The following is an 18,611-nucleotide window of genomic DNA, read 5'->3' on the forward strand; positions in this document are numbered from 1 at the left end:
TAGGTTTTTCACCGATAGTCACGCCCAAATCCTGGGGGATTTCGGGCCATGCACGCCTTCATCGCGCTGCTCAAGCGCTTCCACTCCGACGAGCGGGGTATCTTCGCGGTCATTTTCGGCGTCATGGCCATCGTCCTCGTGGCGCTCGCCGGCGCCGCCGTCGACTACACCTCGATGGAAACGGCGCGCACCCGTGCCCAGATCGCCCTCGATTCGGCTGCCCTCGGCCTCGGGCCCAAGATCTACGACGACGACGTCAGCGAGGACGACCTGATCGCCGAGGCCCAGGCCGTCGTGCGCGAGCGGCTCGCCAATGTCCCCCAGGTCACGGTCAACGTCACCGCCGCCGACATCAACAGCGAGGCTGGCACGCTGCGGCTCACCGGCGACGTGACGGTTCCCATGGCCTTCGTGCAACTGGTCGGCATCCAGACCCTCACCGCGGGCATCGTGTCCGAGGCCACCAAGGGTTCGATCAACCTCGAAGTCGCCCTCGCCCTGGACATCACGCTGTCGATGGCCGGCGCGGACAAGATCGACGTGCTCGAAACCGCGGCCTCGGGGCTGATCGACACCATCGTCAAGGACGAGGACCATCAGGAGCCGACTTATTCCCGTATGGCGATCGTGCCCTATTCGATGGGCGTCAATGTTTCCAGCTACGCCAATACGATACGCGGCCAACCGTGGCCGGCCAAGCCGATGTCGACGCCAGGTGCAGTCTGGGCGGCAGCGACGGGCAGCGGCAGCATCACTGCCATCACGCGGAATCGGCCTGGCGTCATCACCTCGGCCGGGCATGGCCTGGTCACGGGCGATATCATCGGCATCAACGATGTCCGGGGCATGACGCAGATCAACAACCAAGCCTACCGCGTCGTGAAGATCAACAACAACACCTTCTCGCTGCAGCAGTTTTCCAACGGCGCTACCGTCAACACCAATGGCTACAGCAACTACAGCAGCGGTGGCACCTGGAGAAAATGCGCCCTGACGACCTGCGAGGTCACGGTGACGGCGACCGGCCATGGCTTCGTCAACAATGACTGGATCGTCACTACCGATGTTGGCGGGCTCAGCGGCCTCAACAACAAGGCCTGGCAGGTCAAGGACAAGAACGACAACAGCTTCAAGCTGAAGGACTCTGTCGGGCCCGAATATGGCTCGTCCTACAGCGGTGGCGGCAACGTGTGGTGCACCACCTACACCGCCGGCCAGCGTCCCTGCGAGTTTTACCGGTACCAGACCGCGAGTGGTGGCTCCAGCTATCGCACCGCGCGCATCACCACCTGCGCGACCGAACGTGCCGGGGCTAACCTCTATACCAACGTTGCGCCAAGCGGAGCCGCGACCTGGCTCGGCCGCCACTATCCGGACAACAGCACCAACGCCTGTCCGAGCAACGTCATCGTGCCCCTGACCGACAACAAGGACGTCCTGCACGCAGAGACGGATGACCTGACGGTTACCGGCTCGACTGCCGGTCACATCGGCCTGGCCTGGGCGTGGTATCTGCTCTCGCCGAATTTCGGCGCCCTGTGGGCCGACGAGCCCGACACCTTCGTGCCGGCTAATCCAACCGCGGACGATGCCGAACCGGTCATGAAGGTCATCGTGCTGATGACCGACGGCCTGTTCAACACGGCCTACTGCAACGGCGTCGTCTCCAAGGACTCGGACTCGATCGCGGGCGGCGACAACGAACGCATCAACTGCAACGCTCCCGCCGGTTCTACGGCCCAGGGCATCGAGTTGTGCGACCAGATCGCCACCAACGGTACGCCGAACACGACCGCCGATGACATCATCATCTACACGGTCGCCTTCGCCCTCGATGAAATCCGGAACGAGACCCAGCGCGCTACCGTAAGGTCGATGCTCGAGAACTGCGCCACCGATAATGGCGGCTTCTACGAAGCTACCAACGGTGAGGGCCTGCTGGTTGCCTTCGATGCCATCGGCAAGAACATCACCGACCTGCGCCTGTCGCTCTAGCCCTCCAGCACAAACCGCCTGCCGCCTGGAAAGGCGGCGAGCGCCGTGCGCTGCTCTTCGTCGCTTAGCCCTTCGAAGCTGATCGTCATGGGCAGCTCCGGCTCGTCGATCGGGGCGAGTCGCAGTCGCGAGCGCGGCACCATGTCGTTCGCCACGGCCAGCCATTCACGTGCCCGCCGGCTCGCCAGCGGCGAGGTGAGATGGTGTGGGGAATTCACCCGGCGGTTCATCTTCATGTGGCTGTGCAAGGTCATGGTCTCCGGCAACGCCCGATCCCCGCCTTGGTTGCGGGGCCAGGTGCCGCCACAGTGGCAAGCCGGCGTTGAACCCACCGCCAATGCCCCATTCATGCTTCGTTCATAAATATGAACGGACCAGCGCTGCTCTTTCCATTACCGGCAGAGGCGGGATGCGCCTGAGTGAAAACCCGAATCGCTCATAGGCCGCGAGGTGGAAGGCCTCGAACCGCCGGCTTTCCGCGTAGCTGATCTGCCGCGCGGCCGTATTCTCGATGAAGCCCAGCAGCTCGACGAAGAGCACCCGCCGCTCGAAGCGGCCAGCCGCGATGGCATGCTCTATCGCCTCGGTGAGGAAGGCGGGCACGGGATGACCGAGATACTCGGCCAGTGCCACGGTGCAGATCAGCGAGCGGTCCGACACGCGTACCTCGCCGGCAGCAGGTCGCGCCAGCCGCTGCACCTGCAGCCGCGCGATCGTCTCGATGAATTCCGGGCGGGTCCACGGCTCCGCGATGCCCAGCCCGTGCTCGAGCGCGATCACGTCCGTCGCCGCCTCCTCGACCACGTCGGTCCCCTGCGCCTCGAGAGCCCGCAGCAGCAGTGTTTTCCCGGCGCCGGGAGCGCCGGTCAGGATGAATTCGCGAGCCATCCGGCACGCTCCATGTCTGGTGATGGGATGTCAGCCCGGCGTGAGCCGGGTCGTCAGTCGGTGGGGGAGGGTGCTGAACCCCGGAAGATGGTACCGCCTCCCCGGATCGAACGGGGGACCTCTAGATCCACAATCTAGCGCTCTAACCAACTGAGCTAAGGCGGCCCGGCCGGCAGGTCCATGCTTCGCTGCAACGAGCGAGGGCGGCCCTGATCTTCGGTGGGCGCAGGATAGTGCCGGAAAGCCTTGCTTTCCCGACCCTGCTCCAGCGCGGCGGACCATAGTTTCACTTGCTCGCGCTTGCAAGCACCGTTTTCAGCCCATCTTCAGCCACCGCGCTTAACCATCGGCAGCGAATGCGGGGCGCGGACGTTGGCCATCTATGGACCCACCGGGACCCCCACGATATTTAGGGAAAGATTAAGTTCAGAGTTCGCTTTGTGCCGAATTGGCACAGGCCGTTAACGAGTTCCGCGTGCAGCCAGAGTGGATCAAATCGCCGACCGGTCGCCTGGTGCTCGCCCACTGGGCCGATGCGCGACCCGCCTGGCTGTGGTCGCAGGATGGCGAGGTTTTGCTCTGGCGCAACGACGCCGCGCGCTATTTCCACGGCCGCGCCAAGAAGCACGGCATCAAGCTCGCTCCCGACGCCGTGCCGATCAAGGGCCAGATTACCCGCCTGATCCGGCTCGGCACGATGAACCGGTCCAGCCTGAGCCGCATGCAGTTCCTCGCCGGCGACAAGCCGGTCTCGACCACCTGCACCTGTACGCCGCTCGCGCTAGGCGAGGGCGAGGTCGCACTGCTCATCGTCGGCGTCGATCCCATCGACCCCGAGTTGCTCGAGGCCCGCGACCTTGCCAATGTCGATGCGCTCACGCGCGGCATCCTGCCCGCGGGCGCCGAGTACCTGCTCGTCTCCGAAGATGGCCAGATCACCGGCGGCTCCGCCCACGCCATCGACGCCTATGCGCCCATCATCGAGAGCGAGGGCCTGCCCATCGCCGCAGAGGAGGGGGCCGTCGATCTCGCCGGCGAAGCCCTGCAGCTCACCCGCTTCAAGGCCAGCCCGCACGAGGCCCTGCTGCTCGTCTTCGAGGGTGCTGCGCCGGCCGAGCCCGAGCGACCCACCATCGCGGAAATCCGCGCCGAGGAAGGCGCCGCGAGCGACGAACTGCCGCCGCCCGCGTCGCCGGTTCGCGAAATCGAGCCGCTGCTGCCCCTGGGCCTGCCGCCGGCCGAGCATGCCGACGACGAGCCTGTGGTCGCCGAGGAAGAGACCTGGGTCGAATCCATCCCGGCGCCGGCCCCCGGCGAGGGCGAACTCGCCTCGCTGTTCGATCGCCTCGCCGACGATTCCGAGCTTTACGCGCCGCTCACGGCCGCTGACGAGCACTTCGACGGCCCGCCGCCGGTGGCGGCTGAAACCCCGCTCGTCCTCCGGCCGGTCGAGCCCCAGCCCATCATCCCGCCCGAGCCCGCCACACCCGAACCCGACGTGATCGCGGCGCTCATCGAATATGCCGACGACGCCGAGGCTGATGACCTGGCCGAAATCCGCGAGGAACTGGCCGCCGCCGAGGCGACGTCCTCGGCGGCGGCCGACGAGCCGCTCGAACCCGAGTCCGATACCCAGAAGCCCACCGTCTGGCGCGTCGTCGGACGCGGCTTCACGCCGCTCGCGGCTGACCTCGCGGCTGAGGAGGAGCCTCCCGCCGCCGAGGCTCCACCCGACGCCGAGACTGTCGAGCGCGTCTCGCGCTACAATTTCGATGAGTTGAGCCGCATCCTCGCCGACCGTGTCAGCGGCCACCCGCCTCCGCCGCCCCCGGAGGAGCAGGCGCCGCAAGTGGTACGCCCCGCCAACGAAGGTGCGCTGATCAATCTGTCGGGCGAGACCTTCATCCTCAATCGCCTGCCGCTCGGCATCCTGGTTTTCCGCGACCAGCAGGTGCTGTTCGCCAACCGTGCCCTCACCGATCTCACTGGCTACGACAGCATCGAGAGCCTGCGCGCTGCCGGTCTGACGGCGATCTTCCCTTCGGAGGACACGGCCATCGCCGGCCCGGTCACCCAGCTCGTCCGCCGCGACGGCGCGCTCGCCGCCGTCAACGCCCGCCTGCAGTCGATCACCTGGCACGGCCGCCCGGCGCTGATGCTGTCGGCCAGCGCTGCCGAGAACCGCTTCGGCCACGAGTCCGCCGTCCGCGCCTTCGCCCAGCTCGCCGCCGAAACCACCGACGACGGCTTCCTCGCCGCCGATCCCTCCGGCACAGTCACCTCCGTCTCGCTCCATGGCCGCATCGTCCTGGGCGCCACCGAGGAGGAGATCGTCGGCAAGCCGCTCGCGAGCTTCGTCGATCCGGGCCAGATCACCGAGCTGCGCCAGTTCCTCGAACGGCCGGCCCGTTTCGCCGAAACCGCCCGCCCCGCCATCGTCTTCACCGGCGCTGCGCCCAATGTCCGGCTCGCGCTCTTCGCGCAGGGGCAGGCCGGTATCGTCACCGGCTATTTCGGCTTCCTGCGCAAGCTCGGCGCCGCGGCGGCGCCGGCCCCCCTCATTCCGCAGCGCCCGGCCGACGATGTCGAGCCCTCCATGCTCACGCGCGTGTCGCGCAGCGTGCGCCGCCCGCTCAACACCGTCATCGGCTTTGCCGACATCATCCGCTCGGCCGCCTTCGGCTCCATCGAGAACCAGCGCTATCTCGAATACGCCCAGGATATCCGCACCGCCGGCCAGGAGATCGCCACCCTCATCGACGAGCTCGATGACTATGCCCGCCTCAAGGATGGCCGCTATCCGGCCCATCCCGACGACATCGACCTCGCCGACCTGCTCGATGCCTGCCTCGCCCGCGTCCGCCCGCAAGCCGGCGAGGCCCGCGTGCTGGTGCGCAACGGCGTCTCCGAGCGATTGCCGCATATCACCGCCGATCGCGCCTCGCTGACCCAGGCGGTGTTGAACCTCCTCGCCTCGGCCATCGACCAGACCCCGGCCGGTGGCTCGGTCATCCTCTCGGCCCAGCGCGCCGACGACGGCGCCATCGTCGTCAACGTCCGCGACAATGGCGATGCCCGCACTGACCTCGGCGAACGCTTCGTCGTCTTCCGCGATGGCGTCGGCCGCGACGGCGAAGCGCTGCAGCCCGTCCGCTCCAGCGTCGGCCTCGCACTCACCCGCTCGCTGCTCGCCGTCAACGCCCTGTCGCTCTCGGTCGACCCCGCCGCCGGCTCTGGCAACCTGTTCTCGCTGCTCATCACGCCCGATCTGGTTCGGGACTAGGCGCAGCCTGGACACCGGATCCCACCTCTCCCTTGGGGGAGAGGTCGCCGCGCAGCGGCGGGTGAGGGGGCCTTTCTGCTATCACGGAGATTGGGGCAAGGCCCCCTCATCCCAACCCTCTCCCCCAAAGGGAGAGGGGGCGATCAACCTCACTCAGTAGATTCTTGACAGCCCCCCTCAGCTTAGGCGTAAGCAGGCCTCACGTGCCTGCCGATAGGAGATCGCCGTGAAACTCGTCCCCGCCCTCATCGCCGCGCTGATTGTCGCCGGCAGCGGTCCGGCGCTGGCCCAGTCCGGCGTGGTCAACGTCTATTCCTATCGCGAGCCCGGCCTGATCCAGCCGCTGCTCGATCAGTTCACCGCCGAGACCAGCATCAAGACCAACGTCCTCTACGCCGGCGATGGCCTGCTCGAGCGCGTGCAGGCCGAGGGCGAACTGTCGCCCGCCGACGTCGTGCTCACCGTCGATATCGGCAATCTCGCCAACGCCAAGGACTACGGCATCACCCAGGCGCTTCCCGCCGAAGCGCTGGCGCGCATCCCCGATGCCTATCGCGACCCCGACGGCCAGTGGGTTGCCCTGTCGCTGCGCGCCCGCGTCTTCTACGCCAGCAAGGACCGGGTGCCCGAAACCGCGCTCACCTACGAGGATATCGCCAAGCCCGAGTGGAAGGGGCGTCTCTGCACCCGCTCGGGCCAGCACGTCTACAACATCGGCCTGATCGCTACGCGCATCGCCCACTGGGGCCTCGACAGGACGCGCGACTGGCTCGCCGCCGTGCGCGACAACCTCAACGGCCCCACTTCCGGTGCCGACCGGGACCAGGTGAAGAAGATCCTCGACGGCAGTTGCGACCTCGCCATCGGCAACACCTATTACATGGGCCTGATGCTCAACAACGACGCCGAGCCCGAGCAGAAGACCTGGGCCGCCTCGGCCCGCATCATCTACCCCGACGCCGATGGCGACGGCACGCAGGTCAATGTCTCCGGCGCCGTCATCGCCAGGTTCGCGCCGAACAAGGACAATGCCGAGAAGCTGGTCGAATTCCTGCTCTCCGACGAGGCTCAGCACCTCTACGCCTCTGGTAATTACGAGTTCCCGGTCGTCCCCGGCGTCGCCCCGTCCGATCTCGTCGCCAGCTGGGGCGAGCTCAAGGCCGACACCACGCCGCTGACCGAGATCGCCGCGCACCGCAAGGAAGCGAGCGCGCTGGTCGACGAGCTGCGTTTCGACGAAGGCCCGCAGCAGTAGGGGCTGATTGCCGCATCCCCGGCGCCGTGTCGGTGTCACGAAACCGGCCTTGCACCGGACTTTCTCTGCCACTGTTTGGAATGCTTCTAAAGCGCCTGGTCTCGCGGGCCCGACGCCGACGGCAGTTTTTGTTGACCATGGGCATCAACAAAGTCATTCAGCGCGGGCCGGAAGCTAGAGGGGCCGACGGCGTTTGGAGTTACGGAATGACCATGACGATGCGACTATCCGCTGCCGTGTTGGGCGCAGCGATGATTGCCGGCACCGCCGGGCCGAGCTTTGCCCAGAGCGGCGAAGTCAATATCTACAGCTACCGCGAGCCCGGCCTGATCCAGCCGCTGCTCGATCAGTTCTCCGCCGAAACCGGCATCAAGGCCACCGTGCTCTACGCCGGTGACGGCCTGCTCGAGCGCGTCGCCTCCGAAGGCGAACTCTCCCCCGTCGATGTCGTGCTCACCGTCGATATCGGCAACCTGGCCGCCGCCAAGGACCAGGGCCTGACCCAGCCGATCACCACCCCGGCGCTGACCGAGCGCCTGGCGCCGGAATTCCGTGACGCCGACGGCGCCTGGGCCGCGCTTTCGCTGCGCGCCCGCGTCTTCTACGTCAGCAAGGACCGCGTCACCGAGACCGCCCTGACCTACGAGGACATCGCCAAGCCCGAGTGGAAGGGGCGCCTTTGCACCCGTCCGGGCGAGCATGTCTACAATATCGGCCTTATCGCCAACCGCATCGCCACCTGGGGCGTCGACCAAACCCGTACCTGGCTGGCCGCCGTGCGCGACAACATGGCCTATCCGCCCTCGGGCAATGACCGTGCGGGCGTCAAGGCGATCCTCGAGGGCAGCTGCGACCTGTCGATCTCGAACACCTATTACATGGGCCTGATGCTCACCAACGAGTCCGAGCCCGAGCAGAAGGAATGGGCCGGCGCCGCGCGCATCATCTATCCGAGTGCCGAAACCGACGGTACCCAGGTGAATGCGGCCGGCGCCTTCATCGCCGCCCATGCGCCGAACGTCGCCAATGCCAACCGGCTGATCGAGTTCCTGCTGTCCGACCAAGCCCAGCAGCTCTACGCCGATGCCAACTACGAGTTCCCGGCCGTGACCTCGGTGCAGCCCTCCGAACTCACCCAGAGCTGGGGCGCGCTCAACGCCTCGAAAGTCTCGCTGGCCGAAACCGCGACCTTCCGCGATGAAGCGGCGGCCCTTGTCGACGAGCTGAAGTTCAACGAGGGTGCCCAGAACTAGGCGACCCACTGGAGGCTGAGCATCAGCCAAGCGTCTACAGCATCGACGAAATCGGGAACCGGCGGGGGCATGCTCCCGCCGGTTTCGGCCATTGTGCTGGTGCTGCTGATGGGCCTGCCCATCATCTGGCTCGCCGTCTCCGCCCTCGATGCCACCGGCGCCGGCGGCCTTGCCGCCAACATGCTGCCCACTGCCCTGCGCGAAACCGCGACCCTGATGGTCTCGGTCGGCATCCTCACCGGCATCCTCGGCCTCGTCTCGGCCTGGCTGGTGAGCCATTTCGATTTTCCCGGTCGCCGCATCTTCGAATGGGCGCTGGTGCTGCCGCTCGCCGTCCCGACCTACCTGGCCGCCTACACCTGGGTCGAGTTCCTCGATTTCACCGGACCCATCCAGCAGGCGGTCCGCGCCGTCTTCGGCGGCACCACCGTCAACGACTACTGGTTCCCCCAGATCCGCAGCCATGCCGGCGGCGCCTTCGTCCTCTCGATGGTGCTCTACCCTTACGTCTATGCGGCCTGCCGCGCCTTCTTCGTCATGCAGTCGGGCAGCGTTTCGGCCGCTGCGCGCACGCTCGGGGCAGGGGGCGTTCGCGCCTTCTTCGCCGTCACCCTGCCACTGAGCCGCCCGGCGCTCGTCGTCGGCGTCACCCTCGCCATGATGGAGGTGGTGAACGATCTCGGCGCCGTGCAGTATTTTGGCGTCAACAGCCTCACCGCGGTGATCTATTCCACCTGGATCAACCGCTCGAATTTCGGCGGCGCCGCCCAGCTCGCCGTCACCATCGTGCTCATCATCGCGCTGCTGATCCTCGCCGAGCAGTGGGCCCGCCGCAACCGCGTCTACATGCTCCACCGCGACAGCCGCGTCGCCCCGCCGCGCGAACGCCTCGTCGGCGCCCACGCCGCCTTCGCCGCCGGCTTCTGCGCGCTCCTGCTCGTCCTCGGCTTCGGCATCCCGGGTGGCGAACTGCTGGTGCTGGCCTTCCGCAACCTCAGCCCGGTGGCGCTCGATCTCGCCCTCAACGCCGGCGCCACCACTATCGTGCTGGCCGCGGCCGGTGCCTTCATCACCGTCTGCATCGGCCTCATGGCCGCCCGCCTGGGCACGAAGCGCGCCGCTCACAACCTCATCCGCATCGCCACGCTCGGCTATGCCATCCCCGGCACGGTGCTCGCGTTGGGTCTGCTGCAGCCACTCGGCCAGGCCGACCTCTGGTTCAACCGCCTCACCATGGCGGTGGCCGGCTGGCGCCCCGGGCTGGTCCTGTCGGGTTCTGCCGCGGCCTTGCTTTATCTCTACGCCATCCGCTTCCTCGCCGTGTCGCACTCCACCATCGATGCGGCGATCAGGAAGCGCGGCGATACCGTGCTCGATGCCGGCCGCGTCCTCGGCGTCACCGGCTGGCGCCTGCTGCTGCGCGTCGATCTTCCCACGCTGTCGCCGGCGCTGCTCACCGCCGTGACGCTGGTCTTCGTCGAGATCGTCAAGGAGCTGCCCGGCACGCTCCTCCTGCGTCCCCTCGGCGTCGAAACCCTCGCCACCGTCGTCTACGCCCGTGCCAACGTCTCGCTCTTCACCGAAGCCGCGCTGCCCGCGCTGACCATCGTGCTTATCGGCCTCGTCCCCGTCATCCTCAGCACCCGCCTCAGCGACCGCCGCTGAGGGCCAAGCCCACCGGCCTCTCCGCAATCCTCCCCCGCGTGGCGGGGGAGGGGGACCAGCGAAGCTGGTGGAGGGGGCGGCCACACCCACCGGCCCCCCACCTCCCCCTAGATGGGGGAGGCAAGCGCAGCTTGGCAGCTCCGCTGCCTAGCGCAGCTCGGAGGGGGTGCGTTATGCCCCGACCCACATCACGCACCCCGATTGGCAAATCCCCCAATCCTCGCCTAAGCTTAGCCGCACAGGACTTCCTTCCACACGGTTCGGCTTTGGGGCGCCGAAGCATGCGAGATTTCCTCATCATGCGGCTGGCCGCATTCTCCGGTGCTGTCCTCGGCGCCGGGCTGCTCCTCATTGTCCTTCTGGACCTCCTCCCCACCGGCACCCTGTTCGATCCCGCCGCCTGGGCCCATGCCCTCGCCCTCGCCACCAGTCCCGAAGCCTGGCAGCGCCTCGCCATCACCCTGCCGCTTGTCCTCCTCGCTTCGCTGGTCGCCGCGCTCGGCCTCGCCGTCGGGGCTGTTCGCACCTCCATCCTCGATCGCCTCATCGACACCATCGCCGCGATCCTCGCCGTCATCCCGCCCTTCTGGCTCGGCCTGCTGCTCGCCCTCGGCGTCGGCGGCATGCTGCGCTGGCTACCCGCCAGCGGCTTCGTGCCATGGGACAATCCGAGCGCTGCGCTCGCCTCGCTCATCCTCCCCGCCATCGCCCTTGGCCTGCCGCAAGCCGGCGCCATCGCCACGCGCACCCGCGACCTCCTCGCGCCGACCCGTCACCCCGATGCCGATCCCCGCGCTGTCGGCCCAACCCTGCTCCGCGCCCTGCCGCGGCTCCTCGGCGCCAGTTTCATCACCCTGCTGATCGGCGCCATCCTCGTCGAAGGCGTGTTCTACCTCCCCGGCCTCGGCCGCCTGATCGTCGGCGCCGCCGAACAGCACGATCTGAGCGCGCTGCGCAGCGGCCTCTTCGTCCTCACCCTGGTCGCCGCCCTCGGCGCGCTCGCCCTGTCGCTCCTCCGCCTCGCTTTCGACCCGGAGCTGCGCCGGTGACCATCGAGGCGACCTTCGTGCCGCCCCGCCGGCTTCCCTCCCTACCGCTCCTGCTCGGTAGCGTTGTCTCTGCGGCGGCCATCCTCGCAGCGTTGATTTCGCTGTTCTGGACCCCGCATGGAGCGACGCTTTTCTCTCCGCTGGCCGACCCCGACGCCGCCCACTGGCTCGGCACCGACCCAGCCGGGCGCGATGTCGTCTCCGCCCTGATGTCCGGCAGTTTCGGCACGCTGCTGCTCTCCGTCTTCGGCACGCTGCTCGGCCTGTTCGTCGGCATCCCCATCGGCGCCGCCCTCGCGGTTTATCGCGGCCCCGCGCCGGACCTCGGGTCCGGTTTCGTCCTTCCCGGCGGACTGATCATCGGCCTCGTCCTCTCGGCTCTATCCGCCGTCGGCAACCTCACCGTCATCCTCGCCATCGCTCTGCCCGGCATCCTGTTCGCCCTTGCTGCCTCCCGGCACCTCGTCGCTCCGTTCTGGGCCCAGGATTTCGTGACGAGCGCCCGCGTCGCCGGCCTCGGTCCGATCGCCGCGGCCCAGCGCCACGTACTGCCGCGCCTGCTGCCCAAGCTCGGCGCGCTCGCCGCCGAACTGCTCGCCCTCGCCGTCCTGCTCGAGCTCGGCCTCTCCTTCGCCGGTCTCGGCACCCTGCCGCCCGGTGCCAGCCTCGGCCTGCTGCTGCGCGAGGCGCAGCCATTCGGCCTCGCCCGCCCGCTGCTGGTCATCGCCCCCGGCCTCCTCGCGTTGACCATCGTAATTGGCCTGAAACTCATCGCCTTCGGCCTGGACGGAGGCAGCGATGGCCGGCGTTGAGCTCGAAGGCTTCGGTATCGCCATCGCTGGCCGCATCCGCATCGCCGGCCTCGATCTCACGTTGCAGCCCGGTGCCAGTCTCGCCATTGTCGGCCGCTCCGGCGCCGGCAAGACCGCGCTTGCCGACGCCCTGGCCGGCCGCCCCGGCCAGGCGCAACTCACCGGCCGCTGCGTCCTGCCGCGCCGCATCGCGCTGCTTCGGCCCACCGACGATCTCGCCGCGCTCGAGCGCCAGCTCGCTCGCCGCCCCGAGCTCATCGTTGCCGACGAGCCCGGCGCCACGTTGGACCCCGAGCCGCGCGCCAGGCTGTTGACCACGCTCATCACCGCCGCCCGCGACCTCAATGCGGGCCTGCTCATCCTCACCCGCGATATCCGCCTGCCGCTGGCCATGGAGCTCGACATCGCCGTGCTGTCCGGCGGCGCCATCGTCGAACGCGCCTCCGCCGCCACCATTGCCGATCGCCCCCGCCACGATGCCACCCGCGAACTGCTCGCCGCAGAGCGGCCCCGTACCCGCACGCTGGCCCGTCCGCCGGTCGGCGAAACCCTGCTCGAACTCGATGCCGTCACCCGCCGCTTCCCCGGTCCGATGCAGACCTGGCTGCGCCGCGCCCCGGCGACGGTCGCGCTCGATGGCGTGAGCTTCGTCGTCCGCCGCGGCGAGGCCATCGGCATCCTCGGCGGGGCAGGGGCTGGCAAATCGGTGCTGCTCCGGCTCATCGCCGGTCTCGGCCGCGCCCAGTCCGGCCAGCTCGCCTTCGCGCGTCAGGCCTATCGCGGCAGCGACCTGCCGCACGAAGCGCAGGTGCGCATGGCCATCGTGCTTCCCGACCCACACACCGCCTTCAATCCCGATCTGCCGGTTGGCTTCACGCTTGCCGAGCCGCTCCGCGTCGACGAGCACCTGCTCATCGACGAGCAGGCCGAAAGCCTCGCCGAAGCCGTGCGCCTCGTCGGCTTCGAGCCCGATATCCTCGATCGGTTGCCCGCCGGTTTCACGCCGCCGCAGTTGCAGCGCCTCGCACTCGCCCGTGCCCTCGTCGGGCGCCCCAGCCTGATCCTGCTCGATGAGCCCACGGCCATGCTCGATCCGGTCGATCAGGCGGAGTTCCTCACCCTGTTCAACCGCATTCGCGCCGATTACGGCATCACCGTCCTCGTCGCCAGCCGCCGCCTCGCCGTGCTCCGCCTGCTGGCGGATCGAGTGCACGTCCTCGATCACGGCAAGCTGGTCGAAACCGGCACGCCCACCCAGCTGCAGCAGGAAGCAACCCACGCCGCCACCAAGACGCTGCTGAGATCGCCCTATCCGGGTCCGCTACCGATCGTGGTTTCCGCGCCGGAGGCGGCGCCGGAACCTGCTCGACCGGCGGAGACGCCGCCCCGGACAGTTCCGGCCGAGCCGGTCAGGCCGGCCGCAATGCCGGTGGCCGAGGCGCCGGCGATCCCAGCCGGCCCACCCGAGCCCGTCGCCCCGGCGCCGGAGCCCGTCCCACAACCGTCTGCCGAGTCCGCTGCGCCCTCAGTCAAGCCCGCCGATGAAGGCGCCGAAACCGGGGAGGCTCAGTTCGCGGTCGAGGGGCGCCGGCACCGAGCCGGGCGCGTCGAGACTGCGGACGACGACGCCTGGGGGTAGGGGCACCGCCACCGGGCTCGCGGTCATGTTGTAGGCACACAGCACCCGCTCGCCGTCGAGCTCGCGCGAAAACATCAGCACGCCCTCGGGTGCATCGAACGTCTTGATCGTGCCTTTCGCCAGCGCCTTGTGGTTCCTGCGGAAGTTCAGCGTGGCGCGGTAGTGGTGCAGCACCGAGTCGTTCTGCTTTTCCTGGATGTCCGGCGCCTTCAGCAGATGGGCCCCCGGCACTGGCAGCCACGCCCGCGGCGCCGTCGAAAAGCCGCCCAGATGCGCCGCGCCCTGCCACACCATCGGCGTGCGACAGCCGTCGCGACCCTTGAACTCGGGCCAGAACTCGATGCCGTAGGGATCGACCAGGTCCTCGAAAGCCAGCTCCGCCTCGGTCAGTCCCAGTTCCTCGCCCTGATAGATGCACACCGAACCGCGCATGGTCAGCAGCATGGAGGCCGCGAGCTTGGCGAACGCCTCGCGGTCGCCATGCGCCATCCAGCGGCTCACGTGCCGCACCACGTCGTGGTTGGAGAAGGCGAGGCAGATCCACCCGTCCGGCGCATCCTTCTCGGTCAGGTCGATCGATTTGCGGAAGTGGTTCGCGTCGAACGCCCCGCCCAGATAGTCGAACGTGTAGGCCATGTGCAGCCGGTCGTGGCCCGACGTGTACTGCGCCATCACCTCGAGCTGGTGCTGGCTGTCGCCGATCTCGCCGACGCTCGTCCGCCCCGGAAACTCGTCGAGCAGCGCCCGGATGCGGGTCAGGAATTGCAGGTTCTCCGGCCGGCTCTTGTCGTACACATGCTCCTGGAAATTGTACGGATTCACCGCCGGTGCGGTGGAGGCGTTGAACTCCTCCGGCTTCACCACCGGATTCGATTCCAGCCCCAGCGAACAGAAGTAGAAGTTCACCGTATCGAGCCGGAATCCGTCCACTCCGCGCTCCAGCCAGAAGCGCATGTCGGCCAGCACCGCGTCCTGCACGTCGGGGTTGTGGAAGTTGAGGTCCGGCTGCGCGGTCAGGAAGTTGTGCATGTAATACTGCATGCGCCGGCTGTCCCACGCCCACGCCGAACCGCCGAAGATGGACAGCCAGTTGTTGGGCGGCGTGCCGTCGGGCCTGGGGTCGGCCCACACATACCAGTCATTGCGCGGGTTGGTCCGGTTCTGCCGGCTCTCGGTGAACCACGGGTGCTTGTCGGACGTATGCGAGATCACCTGGTCGATGATCACCTTCAGCCCCAGCGCATGCGCCTTCTGGATCAGCCGGTCGAAGTCCCCGATCGTGCCGAAGATCGGGTCGACGTCGCGATAGTTCGAGACGTCATAGCCAAAATCCTTCATCGGCGAGGTGAAGAACGGGCTGAGCCAGATCGCATCGACCCCCAACCCCGCGACATAGTCGAGCCGCTCGGTGATGCCGACAAGGTCGCCCACGCCATCGCCGTTATGGTCCTGAAACGAGCGCGGATAGATCTGGTAGATCACCGCCCCGCGCCACCAGTCCCGGTCCATCGGCTGCTCCGGCGTCGCCTTCGGCTCGGTCATCGGCGGCACGGCCATCAGCGGCGGCACGACACTCATCGGGCAACTCCTGCTCAGGTGCTGCCGTGGTGTCGCGCACCGGAGCGAGGCGAGTCAATCGCGGGCGGATGCATAGGTGCCCGGTGCCGCACCCCTGACGGCCACCACCAGCCGTCATCCCGGCGAAAGCCGGGACCCACTGCTCGGACCTTTGGCCTGGGCTCCATCGCGCCGGGTCCATCGCAGAAAGATCGGCGCGATCATCGCGTATGGAACGCGCGGCGCCCTGGGTCCCGGCTTTCGCCGGGATGACGCCCGGAGTTTGTGTCAGCTCAGGAGCCAACGATCTGATCCCAGAGATCGTCCCACCGCGGATTGTCGCGTTCGATCAGCTCAACCTTCCACGCCCGCCGCCACTCCTTGATCCGCTTCTCACGTATGATCGCGTGTTCGGCGTCGCCCTGTTCCTCGAACCACACCAGTCGTGTGACCCCGTATCGTGCCGTGAAACTGTCCTCGATCGCATGCGTCCTGTGCTGCCACACCCGCCCGACGAGATTGGAAGTGACGCCGGTGTAGATCGTCCCCCGCTTGGCGCTCGCCATCATGTAAACGAAGAACTGCTTGCCCATCGCTCCCCCCCGGCACAGGCTGAAGCTCTCGGTCGTGCCCGTCAACCATGGACCACCACCGGCCGTCATCCCGGCGCAAGCCGGGACCCACTGCTCGGAAGGGAACGTACCGCCGGCCGCGCCGGTCCATCGCAGAAAGATCGGCGCGATCGCGCCCAACCCGCGGCTAGAGCACTGGATCCCGGCTTGCGCCGGGATGACGGCCGGTGGTTATGCGTGGTCAGAGCCCGCCCCCCGAAAACGAAAGGGCGGCCCATGCGGACCGCCCTCCCGTTCGTGACCTTCGTGAGAAGATCGAATGTGTCGGCTGGTCCGCCCGAAGGGCGCCGGCCGTGGGCCGCCCCCGCGGAAGTCCAGCATTCGGGCCGTAGCCCGAATGCGGTGCGGACCGTGAGCGAGAGGAGCTCTCTAAATCGCTTCCGCGATTTAGAAGTCCATGCCGCCCATGCCGCCCATGCCACCGCCGCCCGGCATGGCCGGAGCAGCTTCCTTCGGCAGCTCGGCGATCATCGCCTCGGTGGTGATGAGCAGCGAGGCCACCGAAGCGGCGTCCTGCAGCGCGGTGCGGACGACCTTCACCGGGTCGACCACGCCCATGGCAACCATGTCGCCATATTCGCCGGTCTGGGCATTGTAGCCGTAGTTCGCCGAGCTGTTCTCGAGGATCTTGCCGACCACGACCGAGCCTTCATCGCCGGCATTGTTGGCGATCTGGCGGACGGGCTCCTGCAGGGCGCGCTTGACGAGGTTCACGCCGGCCTGCTGGTCGGCATTGGCGCCCTTGACGGCGATGGCGTTCGACGCGCGCAGCAGCGCAACGCCACCGCCCGGCACGATGCCTTCTTCAACCGCGGCGCGGGTGGCGTTCAGCGCGTCGTCGACGCGGTCCTTGCGCTCCTTCACCTCGACTTCGGTCGAGCCGCCGACCTTGATCACCGCAACACCGCCGGCGAGCTTGGCCAGACGCTCCTGCAGCTTCTCGCGGTCGTAGTCCGAGGTGGTCTCCTCGATCTGCGCCTTGATCTGGCCGACGCGGCCCTGGATGTCGTCCTTCGAGCCGGCGCCGTCGACGATCGTGGTGTTCTCCTTGGAGATTTCCACGCGCTTGGCGGTGCCCAGCATGTCGAGGGTGACGTTCTCGAGCTTGATGCCGAGATCTTCCGAGATCACCTGGCCGCCGGTGAGGATCGCGATGTCCTCGAGCATGGCCTTGCGGCGATCACCGAAGCCCGGAGCCTTGACGGCCGCGACCTTGAGGCCGCCGCGCAGGCGGTTGACGACGAGCGTGGCCAGAGCCTCGCCCTCAATGTCCTCGGCCACGATCAGCAGCGGGCGCTGCGACTGCACGACCGACTCGAGGATCGGCAGCATCGACTGCAGGTTCGAGAGCTTCTTCTCGTGCAGCAGGATCACCGGGTCCTCGAGGACGGCGGTCATCTTCTCGGCATTGGTGACGAAATACGGCGACAGGTAGCCGCGGTCGAACTGCATGCCCTCGACGACGTCGAGCTCGGTCTCGGCGGTCTTGGCTTCCTCGACGGTGATCACACCCTCGTTGCCGACCTTCTGCATCGCGTTGGCGATCATCTCGCCGATGGCGGTTTCGCCGTTGGCCGAGATGGTGCCGACCTGCGCGACTTCGTTGTTGGCCGAGATGGTCTTCTTGGCCTTGCCGAGATTCTCGACGACTTCGGCGACGGCGAGGTCGATACCGCGCTTCAGATCCATCGGGTTCATGCCGGCGGCAACGAGCTTGATGCCTTCGTTGACGATGGCCTGGCCCAGCACCGTCGCGGTGGTGGTGCCGTCACCGGCGATGTCGTTGGTCTTGGAGGCCACGGCGCGCAGCATCTGGGCGCCCATGTTCTCGAACTTGTCCTCGAGCTCCACTTCCTTGGCGACGGTGACGCCGTCCTTGGTGATGCGCGGGGCGCCGAACGACTTGTCGATCACGACGTTGCGGCCCTTGGGGCCGAGGGTCACCTTCACCGCATTGGCGAGGATGTTGACGCCGCGGACCATCTTGTCGCGGGCATCGGTGGAGAACTTTACGTCTTTAGCAGCCATTGGAGGCGCTCCTTACGTTTGAAACAAATGGGAAAAACCGTGCGAGGCGAAAGCCTTACGCGGTGATCACGCCCATGATGTCGGACTCTTTCATGATCAGGAGATCCTGACCGTTGAGCTTCACCTCGGTGCCGCTCCACTTGCCGAACAGGATGCGATCGCCTTCCTTGACGTCCAGCGGAACGATCTTGCCGGCTTCGTCACGGGCGCCAGGACCGACCGAGACGATCACGCCCTCGGAGGGCTTTTCCTTGGCAGTGTCGGGGATGATGATGCCGCCAGCCGATTTCTCTTCGCTGTCGACACGGCGAACGACCACGCGGTCGTGCAGAGGACGGAAAGCCATGTTTGCTCCTATAAACCTCGATGAATCTTCGCCTGTTAGCACTCGGAGTGGAGGAGTGCTAACAGGCACGAGAGGCGATATAGGAGGGGGCTCCAATCGAGTCAAGTTGACCGCGAGGCATAATCTGATCGTGGAGCAGCTATGCGACAGGCGCGTGAAACCGAGCTGAAAATGCCGCGTTGTGGGTGCCGAGACAAAGCGCCGCGGCG

General features: G+C 67.4%; 14 protein-coding genes and 1 tRNA gene. 8 read left to right on the top strand and 7 right to left on the bottom strand.

Features of this window, described 5'->3' with window-relative positions; all coding sequences use genetic code 11:
- Positions 1-48 precede the first annotated feature (48 nt).
- Positions 49-1,995: a TadE/TadG family type IV pilus assembly protein gene (locus AC3A6I_RS04470; protein WP_487542025.1), complete on the top strand. Its 1,947-nt coding sequence runs from the start codon at positions 49-51 to the stop codon at positions 1,993-1,995.
- On the opposite strand, the gene AC3A6I_RS04475 is transcribed toward AC3A6I_RS04470, so the two are convergent.
- The 3 genes from AC3A6I_RS04475 to AC3A6I_RS04485 all read right to left on the bottom strand — a co-directional run bounded on the left by AC3A6I_RS04475 (position 1,992) and on the right by AC3A6I_RS04485 (position 3,048).
- A complete protein-coding gene (locus tag AC3A6I_RS04475; RefSeq protein WP_487542027.1) occupies positions 1,992-2,249 on the bottom strand; it encodes a hypothetical protein in 258 nt (85 codons plus the stop codon). The genes AC3A6I_RS04470 and AC3A6I_RS04475 overlap by 4 nt on opposite strands.
- Positions 2,250-2,352: 103 nt before the next feature.
- Entirely contained in the window at positions 2,353-2,883 is a 531-nt protein-coding gene (locus AC3A6I_RS04480; RefSeq protein WP_487542028.1) for an AAA family ATPase, read from the bottom strand.
- Positions 2,884-2,971: 88 nt separating this feature from the next.
- A tRNA-His gene (locus AC3A6I_RS04485) sits at positions 2,972-3,048 on the bottom strand.
- Positions 3,049-3,358: 310 nt separating this feature from the next.
- On the opposite strand from AC3A6I_RS04485, the gene AC3A6I_RS04490 reads away from it, so the two are divergent.
- From AC3A6I_RS04490 to AC3A6I_RS04520, 7 genes are all read left to right on the top strand, one after another.
- Positions 3,359-6,166 carry a sensor histidine kinase gene (locus AC3A6I_RS04490; RefSeq protein ID WP_487542030.1) on the top strand — a complete coding sequence of 936 codons (2,808 nt, stop codon included), beginning with the start codon at positions 3,359-3,361 and terminating at the stop codon, positions 6,164-6,166.
- Positions 6,167-6,386: 220 nt separating this feature from the next.
- Positions 6,387-7,421 (top strand): extracellular solute-binding protein, encoded by a 1,035-nt coding sequence (locus AC3A6I_RS04495; RefSeq protein ID WP_487544980.1) that lies wholly within the window; start codon positions 6,387-6,389, stop codon positions 7,419-7,421.
- 206 nt (positions 7,422-7,627) lie between these two features.
- Positions 7,628-8,674, top strand: a complete 1,047-nt coding sequence (locus tag AC3A6I_RS04500) for an extracellular solute-binding protein (RefSeq protein ID WP_487542032.1) — start codon at positions 7,628-7,630, stop codon at positions 8,672-8,674.
- 69 nt (positions 8,675-8,743) lie between these two features.
- Positions 8,744-10,339, top strand: a complete 1,596-nt coding sequence (locus tag AC3A6I_RS04505; RefSeq protein ID WP_487542034.1) for an ABC transporter permease — start codon at positions 8,744-8,746, stop codon at positions 10,337-10,339.
- Between the two features lie 281 nt (positions 10,340-10,620).
- Positions 10,621-11,388 (top strand): ABC transporter permease subunit, encoded by a 768-nt coding sequence (locus AC3A6I_RS04510; RefSeq protein ID WP_487542035.1) that lies wholly within the window; start codon positions 10,621-10,623, stop codon positions 11,386-11,388.
- The gene (locus AC3A6I_RS04515; protein ID WP_487542037.1) at positions 11,385-12,200 is read left to right on the top strand and encodes a hypothetical protein; all 816 of its coding nucleotides are present in this window, start codon (positions 11,385-11,387) and stop codon (positions 12,198-12,200) included. Before AC3A6I_RS04510 ends, AC3A6I_RS04515 begins: the two co-directional genes overlap by 4 nt.
- Positions 12,187-13,839, top strand: coding sequence for an ATP-binding cassette domain-containing protein (locus AC3A6I_RS04520; RefSeq protein WP_487542039.1), 1,653 nt, complete (start codon positions 12,187-12,189; stop codon positions 13,837-13,839). The genes AC3A6I_RS04515 and AC3A6I_RS04520 overlap by 14 nt, the downstream gene beginning before the upstream one ends.
- Here AC3A6I_RS04520 and bglA read toward each other — a convergent pair.
- From bglA to AC3A6I_RS04540, 4 genes are all read right to left on the bottom strand, one after another.
- Positions 13,726-15,381: a beta-galactosidase BglA gene (gene bglA, locus AC3A6I_RS04525; RefSeq protein WP_487544981.1), complete on the bottom strand. Its 1,656-nt coding sequence runs from the start codon at positions 15,379-15,381 to the stop codon at positions 13,726-13,728. The genes AC3A6I_RS04520 and bglA overlap by 114 nt on opposite strands.
- Positions 15,382-15,689: 308 nt before the next feature.
- Positions 15,690-15,989 (bottom strand): GIY-YIG nuclease family protein, encoded by a 300-nt coding sequence (locus AC3A6I_RS04530; protein ID WP_487542041.1) that lies wholly within the window; start codon positions 15,987-15,989, stop codon positions 15,690-15,692.
- A 426-nt stretch (positions 15,990-16,415) separates the two neighbouring features.
- Positions 16,416-18,056, bottom strand: a complete 1,641-nt coding sequence (groL, locus tag AC3A6I_RS04535; protein WP_487542043.1) for a chaperonin GroEL — start codon at positions 18,054-18,056, stop codon at positions 16,416-16,418.
- Between the two features lie 55 nt (positions 18,057-18,111).
- On the bottom strand, positions 18,112-18,402 hold the full coding sequence (locus AC3A6I_RS04540; RefSeq protein ID WP_487542045.1) for a co-chaperone GroES: 291 nt from the start codon (positions 18,400-18,402) through the stop codon (positions 18,112-18,114).
- Positions 18,403-18,611: the final 209 nt, after the last annotated feature.

The sequence above is a fragment of the Devosia sp. Soil_C_22 genome (genome assembly GCF_057657195.1).